The 24953-nt window shown below is 58.9% G+C and carries 22 protein-coding genes and 2 tRNA genes; 6 read left to right on the top strand and 18 right to left on the bottom strand.

Annotation, left to right across the window (positions count from 1 at the left end):
- The first annotated feature begins 11 nt into the window (after positions 1-11).
- Positions 12-2264, top strand: a complete 2253-nt coding sequence (pflB, locus tag DWY95_RS14010) for a formate C-acetyltransferase (RefSeq protein WP_118553983.1) — start codon at positions 12-14, stop codon at positions 2262-2264.
- On the top strand, positions 2251-3000 hold the full coding sequence (gene pflA / locus DWY95_RS14015) for a pyruvate formate-lyase-activating protein (protein ID WP_118553984.1): 750 nt from the start codon (positions 2251-2253) through the stop codon (positions 2998-3000). Before pflB ends, pflA begins: the two co-directional genes overlap by 14 nt.
- 134 nt (positions 3001-3134) lie before the next feature.
- Here the strand turns inward: pflA and DWY95_RS14020 are convergent, their stop codons facing one another.
- From DWY95_RS14020 to DWY95_RS14035, 4 genes are read right to left on the bottom strand one after another with little or no spacing between them, the layout of a single operon-like run.
- Positions 3135-3953: a hypothetical protein gene (locus DWY95_RS14020; protein ID WP_118553985.1), complete on the bottom strand. Its 819-nt coding sequence runs from the start codon at positions 3951-3953 to the stop codon at positions 3135-3137.
- Entirely contained in the window at positions 3940-4641 is a 702-nt protein-coding gene (locus DWY95_RS14025; RefSeq protein WP_187116988.1) for a hypothetical protein, read from the bottom strand. Before DWY95_RS14025 ends, DWY95_RS14020 begins: the two co-directional genes overlap by 14 nt.
- Before the next feature lie 19 nt (positions 4642-4660).
- Complete coding sequence (locus DWY95_RS14030; protein WP_118553986.1) at positions 4661-5170, bottom strand: hypothetical protein; 510 nt, start codon at positions 5168-5170, stop codon at positions 4661-4663.
- Entirely contained in the window at positions 5151-5684 is a 534-nt protein-coding gene (locus DWY95_RS14035) for an RNA polymerase sigma factor (RefSeq protein WP_223383038.1), read from the bottom strand. The genes DWY95_RS14030 and DWY95_RS14035 overlap by 20 nt, the downstream gene beginning before the upstream one ends.
- A gap of 186 nt (positions 5685-5870) precedes the next feature.
- Between DWY95_RS14035 and DWY95_RS14040 the strand changes: the two genes are divergently transcribed.
- Together DWY95_RS14040 and DWY95_RS14045 are read left to right on the top strand one after the other, a co-directional pair.
- Positions 5871-6833, top strand: coding sequence for a biotin--[acetyl-CoA-carboxylase] ligase (locus DWY95_RS14040; RefSeq protein WP_118553987.1), 963 nt, complete (start codon positions 5871-5873; stop codon positions 6831-6833).
- A gap of 127 nt (positions 6834-6960) precedes the next feature.
- Positions 6961-7044, top strand: a tRNA-Leu gene (locus tag DWY95_RS14045).
- A 335-nt stretch (positions 7045-7379) separates the two neighbouring features.
- Here DWY95_RS14045 and DWY95_RS14050 read toward each other — a convergent pair.
- The 9 genes from DWY95_RS14050 to DWY95_RS14090 all read right to left on the bottom strand — a co-directional run bounded on the left by DWY95_RS14050 (position 7380) and on the right by DWY95_RS14090 (position 16623).
- Positions 7380-7895 (bottom strand): methylated-DNA--[protein]-cysteine S-methyltransferase, encoded by a 516-nt coding sequence (locus tag DWY95_RS14050; RefSeq protein ID WP_118553988.1) that lies wholly within the window; start codon positions 7893-7895, stop codon positions 7380-7382.
- Between the two features lie 144 nt (positions 7896-8039).
- Complete coding sequence (locus tag DWY95_RS14055; protein WP_118553989.1) at positions 8040-9941, bottom strand: flavocytochrome c; 1902 nt, start codon at positions 9939-9941, stop codon at positions 8040-8042.
- Positions 9942-10342: 401 nt separating this feature from the next.
- Positions 10343-10428, bottom strand: a tRNA-Tyr gene (locus tag DWY95_RS14065).
- Positions 10429-10466: 38 nt separating this feature from the next.
- Positions 10467-10595 (bottom strand): hypothetical protein, encoded by a 129-nt coding sequence (locus DWY95_RS17565; RefSeq protein WP_274235744.1) that lies wholly within the window; start codon positions 10593-10595, stop codon positions 10467-10469.
- Positions 10596-10616: 21 nt separating this feature from the next.
- Positions 10617-12002, bottom strand: coding sequence for an alanine/glycine:cation symporter family protein (locus DWY95_RS14070; protein ID WP_118553991.1), 1386 nt, complete (start codon positions 12000-12002; stop codon positions 10617-10619).
- 154 nt (positions 12003-12156) lie between these two features.
- Entirely contained in the window at positions 12157-13023 is an 867-nt protein-coding gene (locus DWY95_RS14075; RefSeq protein WP_118553992.1) for a carbohydrate ABC transporter permease, read from the bottom strand.
- Complete coding sequence (locus tag DWY95_RS14080; protein ID WP_118553993.1) at positions 13023-13979, bottom strand: sugar ABC transporter permease; 957 nt, start codon at positions 13977-13979, stop codon at positions 13023-13025. Before DWY95_RS14080 ends, DWY95_RS14075 begins: the two co-directional genes overlap by 1 nt.
- Positions 13980-14079: 100 nt before the next feature.
- Entirely contained in the window at positions 14080-15522 is a 1443-nt protein-coding gene (locus tag DWY95_RS14085) for a twin-arginine translocation signal domain-containing protein (protein WP_118553994.1), read from the bottom strand.
- A gap of 84 nt (positions 15523-15606) precedes the next feature.
- Complete coding sequence (locus tag DWY95_RS14090) at positions 15607-16623, bottom strand: LacI family DNA-binding transcriptional regulator (protein ID WP_118553995.1); 1017 nt, start codon at positions 16621-16623, stop codon at positions 15607-15609.
- A 590-nt stretch (positions 16624-17213) separates the two neighbouring features.
- Between DWY95_RS14090 and DWY95_RS14095 the strand changes: the two genes are divergently transcribed.
- Positions 17214-19649, top strand: a complete 2436-nt coding sequence (locus DWY95_RS14095) for a glycosyl transferase (RefSeq protein ID WP_118553996.1) — start codon at positions 17214-17216, stop codon at positions 19647-19649.
- Positions 19650-19847: 198 nt separating this feature from the next.
- Here the strand turns inward: DWY95_RS14095 and DWY95_RS14100 are convergent, their stop codons facing one another.
- The gene (locus tag DWY95_RS14100; protein ID WP_118553997.1) at positions 19848-21599 is read right to left on the bottom strand and encodes a leucine-rich repeat domain-containing protein; all 1752 of its coding nucleotides are present in this window, start codon (positions 21597-21599) and stop codon (positions 19848-19850) included.
- Between the two features lie 160 nt (positions 21600-21759).
- Here DWY95_RS14100 and DWY95_RS14105 point away from each other — a divergent pair, with 160 nt between their 5' ends.
- Positions 21760-22092 carry a helix-turn-helix transcriptional regulator gene (locus tag DWY95_RS14105; RefSeq protein WP_118553998.1) on the top strand — a complete coding sequence of 111 codons (333 nt, stop codon included), beginning with the start codon at positions 21760-21762 and terminating at the stop codon, positions 22090-22092.
- A gap of 159 nt (positions 22093-22251) precedes the next feature.
- Here DWY95_RS14105 and DWY95_RS14110 read toward each other — a convergent pair whose 3' ends face one another.
- Genes DWY95_RS14110 through glpK form a run of 4 tightly spaced genes read right to left on the bottom strand, consistent with a single transcriptional unit; the run spans position 22252 to position 24738 of the window.
- Positions 22252-22578, bottom strand: a complete 327-nt coding sequence (locus DWY95_RS14110) for a MazG nucleotide pyrophosphohydrolase domain-containing protein (RefSeq protein WP_118553999.1) — start codon at positions 22576-22578, stop codon at positions 22252-22254.
- 44 nt (positions 22579-22622) lie between these two features.
- Complete coding sequence (locus tag DWY95_RS14115; protein WP_347562102.1) at positions 22623-22802, bottom strand: DUF1016 N-terminal domain-containing protein; 180 nt, start codon at positions 22800-22802, stop codon at positions 22623-22625.
- On the bottom strand, positions 22799-23203 hold the full coding sequence (locus DWY95_RS14120) for an NUDIX domain-containing protein (protein ID WP_118554000.1): 405 nt from the start codon (positions 23201-23203) through the stop codon (positions 22799-22801). The genes DWY95_RS14115 and DWY95_RS14120 overlap by 4 nt, the downstream gene beginning before the upstream one ends.
- Positions 23204-23241: 38 nt before the next feature.
- Positions 23242-24738: a glycerol kinase GlpK gene (glpK, locus tag DWY95_RS14125; RefSeq protein ID WP_118554001.1), complete on the bottom strand. Its 1497-nt coding sequence runs from the start codon at positions 24736-24738 to the stop codon at positions 23242-23244.
- Positions 24739-24953 lie beyond the last annotated feature (215 nt).

Consider the following 24953-nt stretch of genomic DNA (forward strand, 5'->3'; position numbering starts at 1 on the left):
AGGAGGTTCCAATGATCAATTTTGAACAGTGGGAAGGCTTTGAGGGCCGCATCTGGAAAGAGGAAGTCAACGTCCGCGACTTCATCCAGAAGAACTATACCCCGTACGACGGCGACGAGTCGTTCCTGGCCGGCCCCACCGAGGCGACCAACCAGCTGTGGGGAGCTTTGCAGAAGCTCCAGAAGGAAGAGCGCGCCAAGGGCGGCGTGCTGGATATGGAGACGGAGGTCGTCAGCAGCCTGACTTCTTACGGCCCCGGCTACATCGACGAATCGCTGAAGGATCTGGAGCAGATCGTCGGTCTGCAGACTGATAAGCCCCTCAAGCGCGCCTTCATGCCCTACGGCGGCATCAAGATGGCAGAGCAGGCCTGCACCACCTACGGCTACCAGCCCAGCGAAGAGCTGCACAAGATCTTCACCGACTACACCCGCACCCACAATCAGGCCGTCTTCGACGCTTACACCCCCGAAATGAAGAAGGCCCGTCACACCCATATCATCACCGGCCTGCCCGACACCTACGGCCGCGGCCGCATCGTCGGCGACTACCGCCGCGTGGCACTGTACGGCATCGACGCGCTGATCCGGTTCAAGCAGGAAGACCTCGCCAACTGCGGCGACGGCACCATGACCGATGACGTCATCCGCCTGCGCGAGGAGATCGCCCGCCAGATCAGCGCCCTCAAGGGCATGAAGAAGATGGCCGAGGCCTATGGCTACGACATCTCTCAGCCCGCAAAGAACGCCAAGGAAGCCTGCCAGTGGCTCTACTTCGGCTACCTGGCCGCCATCAAGACCCAGAACGGCGCTGCCATGAGCGTGGGCCGCATCTCCACCTTCCTGGATATCTACATCCAGCGCGACCTCGACCAGGGCATCCTGACCGAGAGCGAGGCCCAGGAGCTCATCGACCACATGGTCATGAAGTTCCGCATGGTCAAGTTCGCCCGCATTCCCAGCTACAATCAGCTCTTCTCCGGCGACCCGGTCTGGGCCACCCTGGAAGTGGGCGGCATCGGCATGGACGGCCGCAGCATGGTCACCAAGAACTGCTACCGCTTCCTCCACACGCTGGAAAACATGGGCCCTGCCCCGGAGCCGAACCTGACCGTTCTCTACTCCTCTGCCCTGCCCGAAGCCTTCAAGAAGTACGCCGCCAAGGTCTCCATCGACACCAGCTCCGTCCAGTATGAGAACGACGATGTGATGAAGCCCGTCTGGGGCGACGACTACTCCATCTGCTGCTGCGTGTCTGCCACCCAGACCGGCAAGGAGATGCAGTTCTTCGGTGCCCGCGCAAACCTGGCCAAGTGCCTGCTGTACGCCATCAACGGCGGCGTGGACGAGAAGAGCCACGAGCAGTGCGGCCCCAACTACGCCCCCATCACCAGCGAGTACCTGAACTATGACGAAGTTCTGCCCAAGTACGTCCAGATGCTGGACTGGCTGGCCGGTCTGTACGTCAATGTGCTGAACCTCATCCAGTATATGCACGACAAGTACTACTACGAAGAGGCTGAGATGGCCCTCATCGACACCGATGTCCGCCGCACCTTCGCCACCGGCATCGCAGGCTTCTCCCACGTCATCGACTCCCTGAGCGCCATCAAGTACGCCAAGGTCAAGGCCCTGCGCGACGAGACCGGCCTTGCCACCGGCTTTGAGATCGAGGGCGACTTCCCGAAATACGGCAACGACGACGACCGTGCCGACGAGATCGGCGTCTGGCTGCTGAAGACCTTCCTGGAGATGATCAAGAAGCGCCACACCTACCGCAACTCCGAGGCGACCACGTCCATCCTGACCATCACATCCAACGTCGTCTACGGCAAGTACACCGGCGCTCTGCCCGATGGCCGCGCCGCCTTCACCCCGTTTGCCCCCGGCGCGAACCCCAGCTACGGTGCCGAGCAGAACGGCCTGCTGGCCTCTCTGAACTCCGTGGCTAAGCTGCCCTATCACTGGGCGCTGGACGGTATCTCCAACACCCAGACCATCAACCCCGACGCACTGGGCCACAGCGAGGGCGAGCGCATCGAGAATCTGGTCCAGGTCATGGACGGCTACTTCGACCAGGGTGCCCACCACCTGAACGTCAACGTCTTCGGCAAGGAGAAGCTGCTGGACGCCATGGAGCACCCGGAAAAGGAAGAGTACGCCAACTTCACCATCCGCGTCTCCGGCTACGCGGTCAAGTTCATCGACCTGACCCGCGAGCAGCAGATGGACGTCATCTCCCGCACCTGCCATGCAGCCCTGTAACCCCATCGGGTACGTCCACTCACTGGAGAGCTTCGGCTCCGTGGACGGGCCCGGCGTCCGGTTCGTGGTCTTTCTGCAGGGCTGCGCGCTGCGCTGCAAGTTCTGCCACAACCCGGAGACCTGGGCCGACGGCGGCGAGGCGTGGACCCCGGAGCAGCTGTTCCAGCGGGTCTACCGCTACCGCAATTACTGGGGCAAAAAGGGCGGCATCACCGTCAGCGGCGGCGAACCGCTGCGGCAGATGGACTTCGTGACCCGCTTGTTCCAGCTGGCCCGCGCCAAAGGCGTGCACACCGCGCTGGATACCGCCGGGGAGCCGTTCCGGCAGGACCCGGCGTATCTCGCCCGTTTCGACGCGCTCATGCAGTCCACCAGCCTGGTCATCCTGGACCTGAAAGAGATCGACCCCGAAAAGCACCGCCAGCTCACCGGCAGGGACAACGCCAACATCCTTGCCATGGCCCGGCACATCTCCGATCTGGGCGTCCCGCTCTGGATCCGGCATGTTCTGGTGCCCGGCCTGACCGACGACGAAGAGGGTCTGCGCAGGACCGCAGACTTCATCCGTTCGCTGAAGACCGTGCAGCGGGTAGAGGTGCTGCCCTATCACACACTGGGGCTGTTCAAGTGGCAGAAGCTGAACATCCCCTACCCCCTGCCCGACGCGGTTCCGCCCACTGCGGAACAGGTCCGCCGGGCTGAGGACCTGCTGGAGGTCCGGAGATACCCCGGCTAACGGTCCTCTCTGAACCAAACCACCCCCGCCCTTCGGTGCGTTGCAGCGCTCTGAGAGGCGGGGGTGTTGTTTTTCCGGCCTTTTCCGTACACCAAAACAGCCACCGCACCAAACGTGCAGTGGCTGTTCGTGTTTCAGTCCGCGGCTTCGCTTTCCGCAGCCTCATATTCTGCAAAGCTGTCGTTTTCTTCCTCCAGCAGTGCGGTGGCTTCGGTCTGTCTGGTCATCTGATCCGCAGACCAGTCCAGCTGGACTTCGCCGTTCAGCGTCAGGGTGTAGCTGCACCCCGGCTTCACGCTCCCGCTGTTCAGGTCTTCTTCCGCGTTCCCTGCGGTGCCGTCGTAGAAGAAGGTCACAGAAGCAGGCCGGGCCGCCTGTTTCTGGATGATGTCGGTCAGCTTCCGGCAGTCCATGGCAAACGCCGCCTTCTTCTCATAGGGGCCGAACAGTTCGATGTTCAGCTGCAATGTGCCAAGGCCGCTGTTGAGTTCCGCTGCGGCAGCGTCCACCGTCTCGGCATCGCCGTAGTAGTTTTGCAGCCAGGCGGAAAGGTTCCGCAGTTCGATCTCCGGGGCTTCTTTATCAATGGCATGGTACAGCCCCTCTTCGTATTCAGCGGTGATCCTGGCCACCCGCATTTCGTTTTCGGGGCCGAATCGGTCCAGCATCATGGGCAGTGCCCCCACGCACAGGCAGACGCCCATCAGCAGCAGGCAGTAGAAGACGGACAGGAAATCGTACTTCCACTTTTCCGGCTTCGCTGCAAAGTAGAGCACCTCGCCGCCCAGCAGGCAGAGCCCTGCCGCCGGGGCGATCTTGAGGGCCAGCTCCCAGTTGAACTGCGGCACGAAATAATAGCAGAGGAAGAACACGCCCACCGCCATCAGGCCGAAGCCCAGCGTCAGGCTGCCCACCCGGCGCACCGGGGCTTTCTCGGTCTTATTCGATTCCATCGTTGCCCTCCGTGGTGTCGTCCGTCTCCATCTCCCCGGCAGCCGCTTCGTCGTCCTCTGCGCTCCTGCGGTTGATGCTGTTCAGGATGGCCTGCACGTTCACCTTTTTGGGTGCCGGCTGGTATTCGGTGAAGTCTTCTTCCGCCGATTCGGCCTTCGGGGCGCTCTTTTTTGCGGTCCTGGGGCCTTTGACCAGCCAGATGCCGCAGACGATGAGCACGACGCAGACCAGAACTTCCGGCAGCTGATCCATCACCAGATAGAGCGCCCGGAAGATCGGGCTCTCCTTGCCCCAGCGCCAGAGCAGGTCGCCAAGGGTGTTCATGATGATATTCTGATAGGCCACCATGCCACCGAATGCGATGAGCAGCCAGCCCAGCAGCTTGTGCCGTTCCGCCATCAGCTGTTCCAGACGCCGGTCCCTCGTGTCAAAATGGACGAGGTAATCGTCCGCCGGTGCAGCATCCAGGCCGATCTGCGCCCGCAGATTGAAGGTGTCGAAAAAGCTGTACATATAAAGAATGGGTGCGCCGATATAAAAGATCTCGATCCCCATCCAGGCACCCAGGGCGACGGACAGGCAGAACATCGTGATGAGCGACAGGCCGCGCTTCATATAGCCCTGATACATCTCACCTGCGCCCGGAATCAGCGCAAACAGCAGGGTCAGAATTCCGTTTTTCTTCATAAGTGGATTCCCTCATTTCTCAAGTATTTGGGGTCGTGCGGGGGCTGTTCGTTACGCCATCCAGCAGTTTTTGCAGCGGTCTGGGGAGCTTGCCCGCGCTCTCGCGGTCGGCCCTCGTTTCCACCGGCTCGCCGAGCGGTTCTGGCTTCTGCGGCTCCGGTTCGGCATCCTGGCTCTGGGCAGGAGGAAGGATGGTGTTCAGCTCACTTCCCAGCCGGGTGATCCGCCCCAGGGTCCCGGCTTTCCACATCGACAGGGCCAGCACCGCCGCCACGCTGGCCACGGCCACCCGGCCATAGGTGTTCTGCATCAGCCGCACCCAGATGGTGCTCATCACGGTGCCGCGCATCGACCGGGGCGGTGTTTCCAGCGCATCGGCTGTCAGCAGAGCCGTATAGCGGTCCATGCAGGCATCGCAGTAGGACAAATGCTCTGCCGTCTCCAGCCTCCCCAATTCATCCAGCTGCCCCGCCGTCAGGGCGCGGAGGCCCTCGTCCGTCAGGCATCCATCATCCCGAAACCATTCCATCTTCGCTCCTCCTTTCCTGGCGGATCGTTTCCGCCAGCATCTTCTTTGCCCGGTAGACCTGTGCTTCCACCGTCTTCTGCGGCCGCCCGCAGAGGGCAGCGGCTTCGGCAGCGGTGTGCTGTTCCAGCAGCATCAGGCGGCAGGGCGTCTTGTAGGGTTCCCGCAGGTTCAGGATCATGTCGGTCAGCCGCGCCTCGCCAAGCTCCTCCAGCACCCGCTGTTCCGGCTCATAACCGGGCGGGGCACCTTCCAGCGCCAGCACATCGTCGCCGGGGGTATTCACCCGCCGCACCCACGCGCTGCGCAGATGATCCTTCGCCTTGTTGGAGGCAATGCGCGCCAGCCATTGCTTTTCGTAGCCGGGCGGGCAGCGGTCGATGGCCCGCCACGCCGCCAGGAACGTTTCCTGGGCCAGGTCCTGCGCATCGCCTGCATCCGGCACGAGCTGGTGGCAGACGGTGTAGACGAGCCCCTGATACTTCTGCACCAGCGCGCTGAATTCCAGTGTGGTCAACGGTCCGCAGGACCTCCTTTCTGCAATGTCCGGGGCGGTTTTGCTGCCCCTCTGTCTCTTCATACGAAACAGGCCGAACGTTTCCTGCAAAAGATTCAAAAATTTTTCTGCCTGCCGCCCTACTGGCAAAGCAGGAAGCGTTCTGTTATAATAATACTATCACAAAAACCGCAGGAGGAAAAGCCGATGGCCTCAAATACGAAGCAGGCGTTGCTGCAGGCGCTTTCCGCCGCCGAGGGCGGCTACATCTCCGGCCAGCGGCTGGCCGAGACGCTCGGCGTGAGCCGCGCCGCCGTCCACAAAGCCGCTGCCGCCCTTGCGGCCCAGGGGTACGCGCTGCACTCCGCCCCCCGCCGGGGCTACCGGCTGACCGGCGGCGACCCGTTCTGTGCCGAGGCCGTGGGCAGCTACCCTGCGCCCATCTACCTCTACGACAGCCTTGAAAGCTCCAACCTGACGGCCAAGCAGCTGGCGCTGACCGGTGCCCCGCACGGGACGCTGGTGCTCACCAGCCACCAGCAGGCCGGGCGCGGACGGATGGGCCGGGTCTTCGAAAGCCCTGCCGGCAAGGGCGTTTACCTTTCGCTGCTGCTCCGCCCGGACCTTTCCGCCGCCGATGCCCAGACCGTGACCATCGGGGCCGCTGTCGCTGTGGCGCGGGCCGTGAAAGCCCTCTGCGGGCTGGAGCTGAGCATCAAGTGGGTGAACGACCTCTACTATCAGGGCAGGAAGGTCTGCGGCATTCTGACCGAGGCGGGCACTGACATCGAGAGCGGCCAGCTGGAATGGCTGGTGGTGGGCATCGGCCTCAACCTCACCACGTCCCCTGCCGACTGGCCGGAGGAGCTGGCCCGCACCGCAGGCAGCCTGTATCCGGGCGGCCCCGCCCCCGTTGGCCGCGCCGCACTAGCCGGGGCCATTGCGCGGGAGCTTCTGGCCCTCTGCCCGGACTTTTCGTGCCTCGACGAATACCGCGCCCTCTGCTTCGTGCCCGGTCACTGGGTCACGGTCTGCACCAACCGCGAGACCTACGCCGCCAAAGCCCTGTTCATCGACGGCTGCGGCCAGCTCGTCGTCGAGCGCGAGAACGGCCGCACTGTCGCCCTGCGCCACGGCGAGGTCAGCATCCGCCCCGCACGCACGACCTGAACCGGGCCTGAAAGCAGGTGATTCTTCCACCAAAAACTTTTTTCAAAAAAGCGCTTGACATTTCCGGTTTCCATGGTATAATTACTATCGTTCCGAGCGACACGGCTCACGAACAAAAACAAAATATGCGGATATGGCGGAATTGGCAGACGCGTTAGATTCAGGTTCTAATCGGGGCAACTCGGTGGAGGTTCAAGTCCTCTTATCCGCACTCTCAAACGACAGCTTTCAAAAAAGTTGTCGTTTTTCTTTTTTGTATCCGTCCTTTTGGAAACACTCTTCTATGCGGATAAGAGGACTTGAACAGCACGGCCCTGCCGCAGGCGGGGCAACAAAAGCCCCAGTGGGGCTTTTGTTCGTGCGCGGTTCCTGGACCCGTAGGAATGTCTACCGGGAGGACTGCCGCTGATTTGTTTTTCCTGACACTCTTTCTATGCGGATAAGAGGACTTGAACAGCACGGCCCTGCCTGCACTTACTTGCCCGGATGCCGGATGCGGCAGTCATCCGGCTCCCAAGTGGATGGCATCGCAGCCTTCTCCCCCGGTTACGGCACAAAGAATCGCTCCATGTTGACGTGTTCCATCCGCAGCAGTTTTTCCTTTTTGTCGATGCCGCCCGCATAGCCGGTCAGGCTGCCGTTCGTTCCGACGACCCGGTGGCACGGGATGAGGATCGCGATCCGATTGTGCCCGACGGCACCGCCCACTGCCTGTGCAGACATGCGGGGCCTCCCCTGCTTTTCCGCCAGCTGCTTTGCCAGTGCGCCGTAGGTCGTGGTCTGGCCGTAGGGGATCTGCAGCAGCAGCTCCCACACCGCCTGCCGGAAAGGCGACCCCATGGGATGGAGCGGCGGGGTGAAACCCGGCTCCCGGCCGCTGAAATAGACCTCCAGCCAGCGTTCTGCCTGCTGCAGGATGGGCGTTTTCTGCGCCGTGTGGTCCGGGTCCAGACCCTCGGCAAAATACAGTTCGCCGTCGAACCAAAGCCCTGTCAGGCCCACATCATCTGCTGCCAGCAGGATGCCGCCCAGCGGGGAATCGTAATGCAGTGTGTACATCATAGCGGATACCTCTTGCCGGTTCTCTTTTTGATGCCCTGATTATACCACGCTTTTCCCCGCAGGGGGAAGGGAATTTTCCCAGCAAAAAACGGGAGGCCGCCCCAGTCGTTCGACGGAGGCGGCCTCCCGGCCTTTTATTCGGTTTTACTGTGCGCTTGCGTAGTTGGCTGCGCTCTCACCGGCGATGCGGCCAAAGACCACAAAGTCGGCCACGGCGGTGCCGCCCAGACGGTTTGCACCGTGGACGCCGCCCGTCACTTCACCGGCTGCGAACAGGCCGGGGATGACGGTGCCGTCTTCCTTCAGCACTTCGGTGGCGCTGTTGATGGTCACGCCGCCCATGGTGTGGTGGACACCGGCGGTGACCTTAATGGCATAGTAGGGGCCATTGTTCAGCGGGTTTGCAAAGCTGGTGCGGCCAAAGTCGGGGTCGTTCTTGGCCTCAACATAGCCGTTCCAGGTCTCCATGGTGTTGGCGAAGGCAGCAGGATCAACGTCCAGCTCCTTGGCCAGCTCTTCGTAGGTCGCACCAGTCTTGGTGTAGCCCTTCTTGATGTAGCCCTGGATGACGCTGGACGCATCGGCCATGGCCTGATCGACGATCAGCCAGCTGTAGCTGCCCGGCTGTGCGATCTCGGCAGCGGAGACCACGTCGCGGGTGCCGACTTCATCGATGAAGCGCTCGCCGTTGGCGTTGACGAGGATCGCGCCGTCACCGCGCAGACCCTCGGTGATGAGGGCGGCGGTGTTGGCCTCGACGGTGGGGTGGATCTGGATCTGGTCCATATCCACGGTGCCTGCGCCGATGGCAGTCGCCATCTCAATGCCCTGGCCCTGTGCGCCAGCGGCATTGGTGGTCATGAAGCCTGCCAGTTCGGGCTTGTACTGGGTGACCATATCGAGGTTGGCACCGAAACCGCCGGTGGCCAGAATGACGCTCTTGGCGTTGACGACGACGGTGTTGCCGTCCTTATCGGTACCGGAAACGCCCACGGCTGCGCCGTTGGCATCGGTCAGGATGGTATCGACGGTGGTGTTCAGCACGATGTCAATGCCGCGCTTCTCGCAGTTCTCCTGCAGCAGCGGGATCATGTAAGCGCCCACGGAGACGACCTTGCCCTCTTCGTTGACCGGGCGGTGGATGCGCTTGACGGATGCACCGCCGAAGCTGGAGACGTTGTGCAGGGTGATGCCGTTCTCATCCAGCCAGTCGATGGCGTCTGCCGTGCCTTCGCACAGGGTCTTGACCAGCTCCGGGTCATTGATGCCCTTGCCGCCGACCATGGTGTCCAGCTCCATCAGCTCCACGCTGTCGAAGTAGCCGGTGGGGTTGGCCTGATAGGCTGCCCACTGCTCGGAAACGGTCTTGGCCAGTGCGGTGATGGTCTCATTGTCGGCATACTTTTCAGCAGCCGTTGCCAGCGTCTTTTCCACACCGGCAGCCTGATCGAACTCGTTCTCGTCCTGATAGACGGTCTTGGCTGCATTCATGCCGCCGGTAGCGCGGGCAGAGTTGCCGCCCACCATGGCCTGGCTCTCCAGGATGACGACCTTCTGGCCTGCATCGGCAGCGGTCATGGCAGCGGTCATGCCTGCGCCGCCTGCACCGATGACGACGACGTCGGCATCATAGCTGACGGTCTCGCCGTTGGCGGTCTTGTCTGCCTTGGCCATGTAATCGTCGGGGTTCAGGCCGGCCTCGGTCAGAGCAGCCTTGGCAGCCTCCACGAACGCATTGGAGGTGATGGTCGCACCACTGATGCTGTCGAGGTTGATGGTGTTGCCTTCCACGACTTCGCCGGGGAACTGCTCAATGACCACCGAGCCAATGCCGGGGGTCTCCTCGTCGCCCTTGGCGGTGCAGTCGGTAATGACGTTGTCCGTCAGGGTCAGGGTGACGGACACATCGCCCATGCCCTTAGCCGTGCCGGTAAAGCTGCCGGACACGCCGCTTGCTGCGCTGGTGGAGGATGCGCTGCCGCCGCATGCGGTCAGGAACATCGCACCTGCCAGGAGCAGCGAAGCCAGAACGTTCTTTTTCTTCATGGATACTTCTCCTTGATCTTGATTCATTTCTTCTCGCAGACCGGCACATTTGCCAGCCACCCCGATATGATACCAGATAAACAATCGTTTCACAATCTTTTCGAGGAGAAAAAGGCCGTTTGTAACCTTTTTGTGATAAGTTTGTGACGAATGCTCCGTTTTTCTCAACTTCGAGGATGTGCTGCATGCTGCTGCACCATGCGCAGACAAAAATAAAACAGCCCCTGTGTGTTGGCACACGGGAGCTGTCAGATGGGTGGGTGCGGGTAGATGTCGCGAGTCGCGCTGTTTTTGCGCTGTCTTCTGCGACAGCGCCGCAGCTGTTCGAATCCGCCCGCCCGGTGAGTTTTACCTTACTGCAAAACAAAAACCTCAGCGTACTTACATACGTTGAGGTTTTTTGGTGGGCGCGGGTGGATTCGAACCACCGAAGCTGAAAAGCAGCAGATTTACAGTCTGTCCCCATTGGCCACTCGGGAACACGCCCAGATTCTGTTTACATCCTTGCCGGACGACTTGTTTATTTTAGCAGACAAAAGCGGATTTGTCAACCGTTTTTTCGCATTTTTTCAGCTTCTTTTTTCGCGGACAAAAAAGCGGCGCAGCTTGGCGGAAATTCTCCGCTCCGGCTGCGCCGTTTTGCGAACGATTCATGGAGCGGGGCGTCTCCCCTGCTCAGGGTTCCAGATGTTTCCGGCGCTCATAGTCCCGGAGGGCCTCAATGGCCTCGCCGGAAAGCGGATAGAGCGCGATGAGGTTGAAGATGGTCATCAGGCCGATGCCCACATCGCCAAGGTCCCACACGACCGTGTAGGCCTGCACACCGCCCACCAGCAGCATTCCCAGCGCCAATACCTTATAAAGGGTCTGCCAGAGCCAGCGGTCCCCGAAGAGATACGCCACATTGGAGCGGGCGTAGAACAGGATACCGATGAAGGTGGAAAAGCTGAACAGCGCCAGCGTCACAGCGATGAAGATGACGCCGAAGCTGCCCAGATGGTACTGCACCGCCGCCTGCAAGAGGTCCATGCCGGTCAGGCCCGCCGTGACGGATTCCGGGGCCAGCAGCATGACGAAGGCCGTGCAGCTGCAAATGACGATCGTATCAACGAGGACGCCCAGTGCCTGGACCAATCCCATCTTGACCGGGTCATCGCATTCGGCAGCTGCGGCCGCACAGGGTGCCGAGCCGCTGCCCGCCTCGTTGGAGAACAGGCCGCGCTTGATGCCGTTCATCAGAACGGCACCAAAGCCGCCCGCCGCCACCTGCCGCAGGCCGAAGGCTTCCGAGAAGATGCTGCCCAGCACCGCCGGGAGGTGGGTGATATTGGTCGCGATGACATAAAGCGTCATCACAAAATAGCAGACCGCCATCACCGGCACGATGACGTCCAGGCTTTTCACGGTGGCGTTCTTGCGCAGCACGATGACTGCCGCCAGCACCACCAGTGCCACCGTCGTTGCAATGGGCGGGATGTGGAACGCATTCTTGAACGCCGAGCTCACCGAGTTGCTGACGACCTGGCTGATTCCGCACCAGCAGATGAGGCCCGACAGCGCAAACAGCACCGCGGCCACCGATCGCCGCAGCGGTTTCTTCCGCTTCCGCTCCGCCCACACGTGGATATAATAGGCCGGGCCGCCGCGCTGGCCGCCGTAGAGCGGGTCGGACTGTCGGTACTTCTGGGCCAGGGTGGATTCCACAAACGCGGTGGACGCGCCCAGCAAGGCCGTGACCCACATCCAGAACACTGCGCCCGCGCCACCGGCAGACACCGCCGCCACAACGCCCACCAGATTGCCCATGCCCACGCGGGTGGCCGTGGAAACGATGAGGGTCTGGAACGACGAAAGGCTGTCCCTGCTCTGGTTTTTCTCGCAGACGGCCGAGATCATATCCCGGAACAGCCGCACCGGCAGCAGACGCGTCCGCAGGGTGAAGAACACCCCCGCCATGAGCAGCAACACCACCATCAGCGAGATCCCCACGCCGCCCGCAATGGGCAGCACAAACAAATCGCCCCAGAGAAAACGGTAGACCGTTTCAATCAAATGAATCAACTGGGTCTCCTCCTGTGTTTTATACTTCGTACTTTATTATACTGGTTCAGTTCAGTTTTGTAAAGCGGAAAAAACAGCAGACAGTCCGGAGCAGGTCGTCTCCGGGCTGTCTGCTGTTTATGATATGGAAGGAGAATCGGGAACGGTCGAAATTTTAGCCTTTTACGCCGCCCAGTGCTACGCCGCGGACGATGAACTTCGAGAGCAGCAGGTAGACGATGATCACGGGCAGGATGGCGATGGCGACCATCATATACACCTTGCCCATATCGAACTTCAGGAAGTCTGCACTGCGCAGCTGTGCGATCAGGATGGGCAGGGTCTTCTTATCGGCGGTATCCAGGACCAGAGCGGGGATAAAGTAGTTGTTCCAGCTGGACACGAAGGCGAAGATGGCCTGCACCGCCAGCGCGGGCTTCATGATGGGGAGCACGATCTTATTGAAGGTGTAGAACTCTCCGGCTCCGTCGATGCGGGCCGCTTCCACGATCTCCATCGGCAGGCTGGCGTCAAGGTACTGCTTCATGAAGAAGAAGACGGCAGGTGCTGCGATGCTGGGGATGATGAGCGGGAGGAACGAGTTCTTCAGGCCCATCTTCGTGATGAGCTGCAAAAAGCCCAGAGCCGACACCTGCGTCGGCATGGTCATGATGAGCAGGATGATGGCGAACGCCGCCTTCTTGAACCGGAAGTTGTAGGCGTAGATGCCGTAGGCCGTCAGGGCCGAGAAGTAGACGCTGAGCGCAGCCGAGCAGGCCGAGACGATCAGGCTGTTTCGCACACCGGTCAGCACCGGGATGTTCGCGTCGTTCAGCACGTTTTTCAGGTTGGTCATCAGGGATTTGCCGGGGAGCAGCGAAAAGCCTTTCTGGATCTCAAAGTGGGTGCGGGTGGAGTTGATGACCAGCACATAGAAGAAGAACAGGCACAGAAAGCTGATGAGCACCAGCGCGATGTAGCACCCGGTGCGGCGGGCCGCCAGTGTGGCTTTTTCCGACTTTGTCGATGCAGTGTGAGCCATTACTTTTTCCCTCCTTTCAGAGCCTTGCGCTCTGCCTTGCTGCGGCCATCGTCCTCTCTGGTCAGGCTCATGTAAACGACGACGCAGAGCACTGCGCAGACGAGGAACAGCACCACAGACACCGCGCCTGCCATGCCGTAGTTCTTGCTGAACAGGTGGTTGTTCAGGTACATGATCATGGTGGTGGAGGTGCGGTCCGGGCCGCCCTTGCCGTTGGTCAGGATCTGCGGCACATCGAACATCTGCAAGCCGCCGATCATCGAGGTGATCATGACGTAAACGAGGATGGGGCGGATGAGCGGGATGGTGATCTTCCAGAACATCTGGTTCGGGGTGCAGCCATCCAGCTCGGCGGCCTCATACAGGGTGGGGTCCACGCCCATGATGGCGGCCATCAGCATGATGGTGGTGTTGCCGAACCACATCAGGAAGTTCATCAGGCCGATCAGACCGCGGTTGCCCCAGACCGTGTTCAGGAAGCTGAACGGCTGCTTGAGGATGCCCATGCCCATCAGCGCCGCATTGACGGGGCCGTTGTCCGAGAAGAGGGCGAAGAACAGCATGGCGAACGCCGATGCCATGATCAGGTTGGGCATGTAGATGACCGTCTTGAAGAAGGTCTGGCCCTTCAGCTTGAGGCGCAGGTCGGTGAACCAGGCCGCCAGCAGCAGGGAGATGGCGATCTGCGGGATGAAGCCGATGATCCAGAGCAGCAGAGTGTTGCTGAAATATTTGGGCAGGTCTGTTGCAAACAGGGTCACGTAGTTCTTCAAGCCCACAAAGTTGGGGCCGATGATCTTCAGACCGCTGCGGTAATATTCAAAGAAGCTGTAATAGATGGTGGATGCCAGGGGGATCAGCTGGAATACCGCGAAAATGAGAAAGAACGGTGCGATGAAGATATAGCCCCATTTCGCGTAGCTGATCGACCCTTTCTTTTTTGTTTTCTCTCCCATGTGACTGCCTCCTGACGGGTGTTCCAGGAAAAAAGGGAGCGGGCGGGGCACTGCGCCCGGCCCGCCCCCCTGATCTCAGTTGTGTGCGAGTGCGTCTGCCTTATGCGGGCCAGACAACGTCGGTCAGCTCCGGATACTTCTCCTTGATGGCGGTCTCGAAGTTTGCCTTTGCGGTATCTTCATCCACGTTGCCGGTGAAGTAATCCTTGAAGGCGGTCTGGAAGCTCTCGTTCAGGCCCTGGTCATACGGGCCGGCGTTGGACATGTCGATCTTCTTGGCTGCCTCTGCGAACAGCGCGATGTGGTTCTGGCCGCCCAGGAAGTCGGACTTGTAATCGCTGCTGGCGATCTCTTCCATGGCCTTTTCGTTGTTGGTGTAGTCCTGGGTATCCAGGGTGATCTGCTTCATGATGGCCTCATCGCAGGTCAGCTTCTGCATGACATCCTTGATGGTGTCGAGGTTGTCGCTGCCGGCTGCGCCGCAGATCCAGGTGCCGCCCCAGTAATACGGCTGAGGGCCTTCGCAGACTGCGTAGTCACCGTAGATGCCGTTGCCGACCTCTTCCTTGCCGCCCTCAGAAGTAGGCGTCTCCAGAGAGTTGCCCAGCAGGGTGAAGTTGATGCCCCAGGTGGAGTAGAAGAAGCCGAAGACCTTGCCGTTGGGGCCCTGGTCGGATGCCCACTGGCTGTCCCACAGGCTGGACTTGTTGTTGTAGCCCTTGTCGGTGTACTCCTTGGTCTGATCGACCCACTTCATGATGTTCTCATCGACGGTGACGGTGGTGCCGGTGACCCAGGGCGCTGCCACGTTGTTGGAGAAGGTGCGGTATGCGTCATCGAAGCCGGACAGCATCTTGTAACCCTTGGCGGATGCCTGTGCGGCGACGTCGTTGAACTTGTCCCAATCGGACAGGTAGGTCTGGACTTCGGTGGGATCATCGGTGCCCAGAACATCCTTTGCGATGCTGCGGCGGTAGGCGAACAGGCCCGGCGTCGCCTGCCAGGTGGTGCCGCGCTGGCTGCCATCGACGGTGACGATGTCCTTGGTGTACTGATACTGACCGGCCAGGTCGGCGTCGGTCAGGCCGATGTCCTTCTTGACATCCAGAACGTAATCGGAATCGACATACTTCAGCGCGTAGTCGGCCTCGATCAGGAAGATATCGATCTTATCATCATCGGCTGCGGAGTCCTGGCTCAGCAGGGCCTCGTCCAGCTTGTTCTGATAGTTGTTGTTCTCGTTGGCATTGATGGTCCACTTCACGGTCGTGCCATCCTTCAGGGTGGTGGTGGACTTATCCGATGCGATGGCGGAGACTTCAGGGTAATAATCGTTGAAGCGGCTCTGGAATTCGTCGTTCCAGCACCAGATGTTCAGCACCTTGCCCTGTGCGGCAGGCCCGGCTGCGGCAGAAGAAGCGGCTGCAGAGGAGGCTGCGGTCGAGCTGGCAGTGGAAGAACTGCCGCCGCATGCAGAAAGCGCTGCGGTGATGGCGACTGCACCAGAAGCGACCAGAAAATTACGACGCGAAATCTTTCTCATAGTAGAAAACCTCCTTCAATGGTTCTCATGCAAACGAAATCTGTTTTGTTTTATCAAAGCTCCGGTCCGCCCGGAGCCGAGGAACTAGGTTTGGGCCGGTCGGCCGACGGAGTCGCCTTCCAACAGTTTGCCGGTCACGAGCAGCTGCTCGGCCAGTGTCACACGCGGGTGCTCGATCATCTGCACCAGCTTGTCTGCGGCGGTGCGCCCCAGCATCATGGTGTTCTGCTGGTAGGTCGCCAGCTGCGGCTTCATGACGCGGGAGAGGTAGATGCCGTCGTAGCCCATCACGGAGATGTCCTCCGGAATGCTCAGCCCCGTCTCCGCGATGGCATTGTAGCCGCCCATGGCAGAGAAGTCATCGGGGAAGAGGATGCAGGTGGGCCGCTGCGGAAGCGCCAGCAGTGCTTTCGTTTCCTGTGCGCAGCGGGCGGCGTCGTGGTAGATGCCCTCCCGCACATACACATCCGGAACTTCCAGCCCCAGCTCATCGCAGCTCTTGTAGAAGCCCGCCAGACGGTTCTCGGTAACGGCGGTCCGCTCGCCATGGATGAAAGCGATGCGGCGGTGGCCCTGGCGGTATGCCGTGCGGACCAGCGCCGAAAGGCCGGCCACGTTGTCCGAAAGGACTGCCATCCGGTTGTTGAACACGTGGTCGATCGTGACGACCGGCACATCGCTGTTCACCAGCTCGATCACCTGCGGGTCTGTGAAATCCACACAGGCGATCACGGCTCCGTCCACCCCGCGGTAGTGGCAGTGCTCCAGGTAGGTCATCGTCTTGCCGCCGAGGTTCCGGTTGATAAAGGTGATATCGTAGCCCAGCTGCTCGACCCGGACTTTGAAGCTGTCCAGCACAGCGGAGAAGTATTCGTGTGCCAGGCCGCTCTGCCGTTCGTCCACGAACAGGACGCCGATGTTATAAGTACGGTTGGTCTTCATGGAGCGGGCCGCCATATTGGGAACATAGCCCATCCGGCGAGCCGCCTCCCGAACACGGGTGCGGGTGGCCTCGGAGATATCCGACTGGCCGTTGAGCGCCTTGCTCACCGTGGCCACCGAGACCCCGCATTCCTGCGCCAGATCTTTCAGGGATGACATTTCGTCGTCCTCCTCTCAGGAACCGATTGGTTCTGAACGAATCCTAAATCGTTTTCGCAACTTCAATATAGCGCATTTCGCACCAAAAATCAAGCGCAAACGAAAATCTTTTGTGTCGATTGCCATGATTTTGGCGGTTTGTTCGATTTTCGGCGAATCAAATTATGCAGTTTGCTCTATTTTCGCTCTCTTTCGCTCATTTTCGAATATTTTTTCGCTTCCTGCTTTCGTATCAGTGGGGACATTCTGGCAGGATCTTATTATTACTTTAGAATGGGGATTTTCTTTCCCAGTTTGGAGCCTGTGGGCCGGTTCCAGAAGGCGCAGCGCTTCCCCCGCCCCGCCTGCTTCACACGAAAAAAGTTCGTTCTCTCTTCAAAATCATTACAAAATCCTTACAATTTCGCCGAGATCCGCTTCCTGTCCGGTGCGTTGTATATTTCATAAAACCACTTGAATTTCGCTGTGGAATCGGTTATCCTTAAAGCAGCGTAATCGTTCTCTCTTTTCTTGCAGCGCGTTCTTAATCGTTTTCGCTTTTCTGATGGTTGCAGCGCGTTTCCTGTTTTTGCAAAGGAGGAACTGATCGTATGAAATTCGGACATTTTGATGATGTGCATCGGGAATACGTGATCGACACGCCCCGCACGCCCCTGCCCTGGATCAACTATCTGGGCAGTGAGGACTTCTTCAGTCTGGTGTCCAACACCGGCGGCGGCTACAGCTTTTACCGGGATGCGCGGCTGCGCCGCATCACCCGTTACCGCTACAACAACTCTCCGCTGGATATGGACGGCCACCGCATCTACATCAACGACGGCGGCACGATCTGGAACCCCGGCTGGCAGCCCACCAAGACCGCGCTGGACGCCTACAGCTGCCGCCACGGTCTGGGCTACACCATCCTGACCGGTGAGAAGAACGGCATCCGCGCCCAGCAGGAGCTGTTCGTTCCGCGCGGCGACGCCTGCGAGATCGACCGCCTGACGCTGGAAAACAAGACCGATGCCCCCCGCACGCTGGATGTGTTCAGCTACGTGGAGTTCTGCCTGTGGGACGCCATGGACGACAGCTCCAACTTCCAGCGCAACTTCTCCACCGGCGAAGTGGAGGTCGTGGGCAGCGCCATCTACCATAAGACCGAGTACCGTGAGCGCCGCGACCACTACGCAGTGTTCTGGGCCAACACCCCGGTCACCAGCTTCGACACCGCCCGCGACGCCTTCTGCGGCGTATACGGCGGCCCCGCCGAGCCGGAAGCCGTCAAGGCGGGCCGCTGCTCCAACAGCATCGCCCACGGCTGGGCCCCGGTCGGTGCCCACCACTTCCACCTGACCCTGGAAGCCGGGGAGACCCGGACCATCCTCTTCGGTCTGGGCTACATTGAGAATCCCGTGGACGAAAAGTTCACCGCCCCCGGCGTCATCAATAAGACCCGCGCCGAGGCCATGATGGCCCGCTACGCCACCGACGCCCAGGTGGACGAAGCCCGCAGAGCGCTGGCCGACCACTGGGACAAGCTGCTCTCCACCCTGCAATTGCATTCCGGCGACGAGAAGCTGGACCGGATGGTCAATCTGTGGCACCAGTACCAGTGCATGGTCACCTTCAACATGAGCCGCTCGGCCAGCTACTACGAAAGCGGCATCGGCCGCGGGATGGGCTTCCGCGACAGCTGCCAGGATCTGCTGGGCTTCGTCCACATGATCCCGGAGCGCGCCCGCGGCCGCATTCTGGATATCGCCGCCACCCAGTTCGAGGATGGAAGCGCCTACCACCAGTATCAGCCCCTGACCAAAAAGGGCAACCGCGATGTTGGCACCGGCTTCAACGATGACCCGCTCTGGCTCATCGCAGGCACCGCCGCCTATCTCCGCGAGACCGGCGACTGGTCCATTCTGGACGAGTCCGTTGCTTTTGACAACGATGCGAGCAAGGCACAGCCCCTCATGGAGCATCTGCGCCGCAGCTTCCGCTTCACCCGCACCCACCTCGGCCCCCACGGTCTGCCCCTCATCGGCCGCGCCGACTGGAACGACTGCCTGAACCTGAACTGCTTCTCCGAGCACCCCGGCGAGAGCTTCCAGATCACCGGCCCCAGCGAAGGCCCGGTGGCCGAAAGCGTTTTCATCGCGGGCATGTTCGTCAAGTACGGCAGCGAGTACGCCGACCTGTGCGACCACCGCAGCCTCCCGGAGGAGGCCGCCGAGGCCCGCGCCGCCATCGCGGAAGTCGAGCAGGCCGCTCTGACCGCCGGCTGGGACGGTGCCTGGTTCCGCCGCGCCTACGATGCCTTCGGCCAGCCCATCGGCAGCAAGGAATGCGACGAGGGCCAGATCTTCATTGAGCCGCAGGGCATGTGCGTCATGGCAGGCATCGGCAAAACGACCGGTCAGGCCGAGCAGGCGCTGAGGAGCGTGGAAGAGCGGCTCGACACCAAGTACGGCGTCGTTCTGCTCCAGCCCGCCTACACCACCTACCGCCTCAACCTCGGCGAGATCTCCAGCTACCCTCCGGGATACAAGGAGAATGCAGGCATCTTCTGCCACAACAATCCGTGGATCAGCTGCGCCGAGACTGTGCTTGGCCACGGCGACCGTGCCTTTGAAGTCTACAAGAAGACCTGCCCCGCCTACATCGAGGACATCTCCGAGATCCACCGCACCGAGCCGTATGTCTACAGCCAGATGGTCGCCGGCATCGACGCCCCGACCTTCGGCGAGGCAAAGAACAGCTGGCTGACCGGCACCGCCGCCTGGACCTTCTTCAATGTCAGCCAGTACATCCTCGGTGTGCAGCCCACGCTGGACGGCCTGAAGATCGACCCCTGCATCCCACACACGCTGCCCGGCTTCACCGTCACCCGCCGCTACCGCGGGGCCGTGTACCACATCCGGGTCGAGAACCCTGACGCCGTGCAGAAGGGCGTGAAGCGCGTCACCGTCAACGGTTCTCCCATCCCCGGCAATGTACTCCCCATCGCCAAAGCTGGCGAGACCGTGGAAGTCGCGGTCGTGATGGGATAAAGTTCCCGATTTTCCTTTTTCTCATAAACGAAATCCCCGGCTCTGCAATACGCGGAGCCGGGGATTTCGTTTTGCTCGATTTATTCTTTGAACGTTTAGCGCAAGTCAAGAAATTAGCGCAACATCAAAAACAGCATCTCAATGATGTACAATTCAACGATGTTGCAGTCGCATTAAAAAGTTGAATTGCTATAGAAGTTAGAATTTTGCATATCTATTGATGTCTGACGGCTGGGCATTGAAGTGCTTCGGAGCGTTGTAAAGTATCTTGTTGGTGCCCCTTTCCGTGTAGCCTTCAATGCTGATCTGGTTCCACATTGCCTCGCTTCCGCCATAGCAGATTTCCACATATTTGCAGTTTTCAAAAGTATAAACTTCAATTCGTGTCAGGCTGCGCGGAAGATAGACACATTCAAGAGCTGCGCATCCAGAAAACGCCGAGCGTCCAACACTGGTCACACCTTCCGGAATTGCAGTTTTATGAAGCGATTTACACTCATAAAACGCCTGTGCACCAATCGTTTTCAGTCCTTTTGGCAGAGTCAGCCTGGTCAAGCCAGCATACTGGAAAGATTTGTCTCCAATTGTTGTAATGCTGTCTGGCAGTGTGATCTCCTTTAATGCCTTACATCCCATAAAAGCTTCATTGCCGATATTTTTCACACCATTCGGCAACACGATTTTTTCCATTGCAGAGCAATTGTTGAACGCATCGTATTCAATGTTTACGACGCCTTCCGGAATCACAACACTGCTCAGAGAAGTGCATCCATTGAACAGACAACCCGAAATCGTGGTGATTTTTTTAGGAAGAGCTACGCTTTCCAGTGCAATGCACTTCTGGAACGCGTATTTTCCAATCGTCGTAATACTGTCTGGCAGATTGATGTTCGTCAACGCACTGCATCCATTGAACACCGACGGCCCAATGACAGCCAGACCGTCCGGCAGAGAAACACCGGTCAACGCCGTGCAATATTGGAAAGTGCTCTCCTTCAGTTCAGCCACCTTTTTGGGGATCGTAATTGTTTTCAACGAAGAACAGTTATAGAACGCACCAGTTCCGATGCTTGTGACCGTATCCGGAAGTGCGATCTCACCCAGCGAAATGCAGTTTTTGAATGCGCTTCCACCAATCACACGAATCGTCTTGGGAAGTGTCACATTTTTCAGTTGTTTGCAATCAGAGAAGGTATTCGTCGGAATCTCCGAAACCTCACCCACGATTTGCACACTCTGCAAACTTGAGCATTGATAGAATGTTCCGTATCCGAGACTTGCATTGCCAAGAATCGTTGCGCTCTGAAGTGCCGCATTGCCGTCAAAGACGCCATTTTCCATCTTTGTCACGCTCTTAGGAACAACTACTTCAATCAGTGCATCTGATGCAAACGCATACGTTCCAATCGTCTGCAACCCTTCCGGGAATGTTACTGCTGATAAATTTCCGCACGCATAAAAAGCCTTTGCACCAATCGACTTCACGGTATCCGGAATGACCACACTGGTAATATTGTTATCCTGATAGAAGCAGTTATTTCCAATCGCTGTCACTGTCAGCTTCTTTTCGCCTACCTTACGAGGAATGGTAACTGCACCAGAAGGCACCTTTTCGCCGGACTTGTTATAGCCGGTCAGAGTCGCGGTGCCATTGCCGTTGTCCTTGTAGGTCCACTCGATGCCATCGCTGGGTTCATCCGGTTCCGTAGGCGTTTCCGGTTCAGACGGTTCCGGTTGTTCCGGTTCTGTGGGATTTGGCGTCGGTTTTTCCGGCTCGGTAGGAGTCGGCTTTTCCGGTTCTGTCGGAGTCGTGACCGTTCCACCGCCCATTGTGTTGTTGTCCGGGTTGGACGGAGCCGGAGCTTCGCCGCCGCCCGCACAGGCCGTCAGAAGCACCGCTGCCAGCACAGCCGCCGTCACTCCACGCAAGATTTTCTTTTTCAACCGCATAGAAATCACTCCTTCGTTTGTTTTCCAAAGCGATAGTTTAACTTTATAGACTTTTTATGTCTATTCAGTTTATTCGATTATAGCACACTCCACTCTATACTGCAAGAAAATAATAAACTCTATGGTCAAAAGTTAAACCATGTAGACAAAGAGGAAATCTATGGACTATGCCGCTATAGGAAAACGAATCCGTGCACATCGGAAGCGTCTGAATTTATCGCAAGAAGAATTAGCCGAAATGGTCAACATCTCAACCGTTCATATGAGCCACATCGAAACGGGATATACGAAGCTCAGTCTCCCTGTTCTGGTGGACCTCGCCTGCGCACTGGGTGTACGAACAGACGACTTGATTTTTGATAAAGATGCCCTTGGCAAAACCGAATTGCTGGAAGAGATCACGCTGGAACTACAGGATTGCTCTAATGCCCAGCTTCTTGCCTTGCGACAAATTTTATCCAGCTCCAAAGATGCCATTTCCAAATATCTATAGCCGTTTGCATTTTTAATGTATCCGAATCATCCGCATCCTCCCCATCGCCGCCCCCAGCGAGACCGTGGAAGTCACGGTCGTGATGGGATAATTTTTGGATAGACAAACCCCCGGCCAGAGACTCCAACGTCTCTGGCCGGGGGTTCTTTTTGCGCTTTCTTACCAGCGCGTCATATTCTTTTCAAACTTGGCGGTATACGCTTCTTTCAGTTCCCGCCCACTGATCCCATAACACAGCAGGACATCGTTGTAATACATGAGCACATCCGCCATCTCTTCCACAAGATGCTGCCGTATCGCTTCATCCTCAACAGCAGTTTTGTCCCCGTTCTTTTTAATGATGTCGATGACCTCTCCCACTTCACCGAGCATCCACAGCAATTTATGTTTGCCCGCTTCCGGGCCGATCAGCTCCCACTTGTCTTTGTATTTTTCCTGTAGAGCCTGCTGCATCGCAAGCATCTCTTCTACCGCAAAATCGCCCATTCTCTCCTCCGTAAATTCAATCACACTTCTCGTTTCACCCAGTGTCAGGTAAACCGTTTACTGTCCATTTGACGTTCCAATTCGCGTTTTGAATAATGTTCTTTTACACAAAGAGAAAGATAAAAATGCCGTTCTTCTGCGGATTTGGAACCAGACATGATCAGCAGATGATTCGTCCAGCTGACTTGTGTCACCAGTGGTGACACAAAAACTATCGTTCTCACCCATCCAAAAACGCATCTGCCTGCCGCAGTATTTCACGGGTCGAATCAAAGGTCAATGCTTCCACGGCATTTTCAAATGGCAGCCATTGAATTGCTCTGACCTCTTCCTCCTGCGCTCTCGCATCCGTATGCTCTGCATGTGCCAGAAAGAATACCACCGTTTTCATGCAGTCGGTGCTGGGAGAATACGCGATGGTTTTCCGAAACCCTTCCACAAACTCCACTTCGAGGTTGGTCTCTTCCCGTATCTCCCGTATCGCTGTTTCATGTTCCGATTCATCTTGTTCAACATGGCCTTTGCAAAGGGACACATGCCCTTTCTGCATCTGCTCCACAAGGTAAAGCCTCATTCCATTCTGCACGGTATAGATCACTGCACCGCAGCTTTTTTCGTATTTCATTGCGAAGTGCTTCCTCTCAGCCGCCGTATTGTCCCGCTTCACTCCTCATCCAACGCCCAATGATAGGCGCAGCGCACGGCCTTATTCCAGCCCTTGATGCGCCTGGTGCGCTCCTCGGCCGAGATATCCGGCAGGAAGGTGCGGTCCACCGACCAGTTCCGGACCACCTCATCGGTGGACTGCCAGTAGCCTACGGCCAGACCGGCAAGGTAGGCCGCGCCGAGAGCGGTCGTTTCCACGCAGCAGGGGCGCTCCACCGGCAGGCTGCTGATGTCGGCCATAGTCTGCATCAGGTAGTTGTTGGCGCAGGCGCCGCCGTCCACTTTCAGGGCCTTCATGGCGATGCCGGAGTCGGCCTCCATGGCGTGGAGGACATCGTTCACCTGATAGCACAGGCTGTCCAGTGTCGCACGGATGATGTGATTTTTGTTGCAGCCGCGGGTCAGGCCCACGATGGTTCCGCGGGCGTACTGATCCCAGTGGGGCGCACCGAGGCCGGTGAAGGCGGGCACCACATAACAGCCGTTGGTGTCCTTCACCTTCCGGGCCATATACTCGGAGTCGCGGGCTTCTTCCAGCAGCCGCAGCTCGTCCCGCAGCCACTGGATGGCCGCACCGGCCACGAAGATGGAACCTTCCAGCGCATAATTCACGCTTTTTCCGCTGCTGCACGCAATGGTCGTGACAAGGCCGTTTTTCGAGACGACCGGCGTTTTGCCGGTGTTCATCAACAGAAAGCCGCCGGTGCCAAAGGTGTTCTTCGCCTCACCCGCCGAAAAGCAGGTCTGCCCGAAGAGCGCGGCCTGCTGGTCGCCCGCTGCGCCTGCAATTTTGATGCCCGAACCAAAGTGCATCGGGTCGGCCTCCGCGTAGAAGCAGCTGGACGGCATAGGCGTGGGCAGCATACAGCGCGGGATGTTCAGCTCCCGCAGGATGTCCTCATCCCACTCCAGCGTGTGGATGTTGAACAGCATCGTGCGGCTGGCGTTGGTGTAGTCGGTCACATGGACCCGGCCGCAGGTCAGCTTCCAGATGAGCCAGGTCTCCACCGTGCCGAACAGCAGCCGCCCGGCCTCGGCCTTTTCCCGCGCGCCGGGCACGTTGTCCAGGATCCATTTCAGTTTGGTGGCGGAGAAGTATGCGTCAATGACCAGACCCGTCTTTGCCCGGAAGGTCTCGGTCAGGCCCCGCGCCTTGAGCTCGTCGCAGTAGGCGCTGGTGCGGCGGCACTGCCAGACGATGGCATGATAGACCGGCTCCCCGGTCTCACGGTCCCATACGATGGTGGTCTCGCGCTGGTTCGTGATGCCGATGGCCGCGATGTCCGACGCGCTGGCCCCGATCTGGTTCATGGCCGAGAGCGCCACACCCAGCTGCGTGGTCCAGATCTCGTTTGCGTCATGCTCCACCCAGCCCGGCTTCGGGAAATACTGGGTGAACTCTTTCTGAGCCACGCTGCACATCTCGCCCGCCTTGTTGAACAGGATGCAGCGGTTCGAGGTCGTCCCAGCATCCAGCGCCATGATATAGTTCATATCCACGTTCCTTTCTTACACTGCATCCCTTGGGCTTCCTGGTCGTGTCTGTGTGGTTGTATTATAACGCACCATCCGCGCGATTGCAACGCATCTGAACCCACGCTGCAAAATCTTCAAATTCCGTCTTGACAACTTGCCGTTGTTGATTTATACTGTTTTCACACATAAACGCAGCCATTTCACAACCAAAAGGAGGCAAATCGAATGGATCA

It is taken from the genome of Faecalibacterium sp. AF28-13AC (genome assembly GCF_003478405.1).
GTDB lineage: Bacteria > Bacillota > Clostridia > Oscillospirales > Ruminococcaceae > Faecalibacterium > Faecalibacterium prausnitzii_E.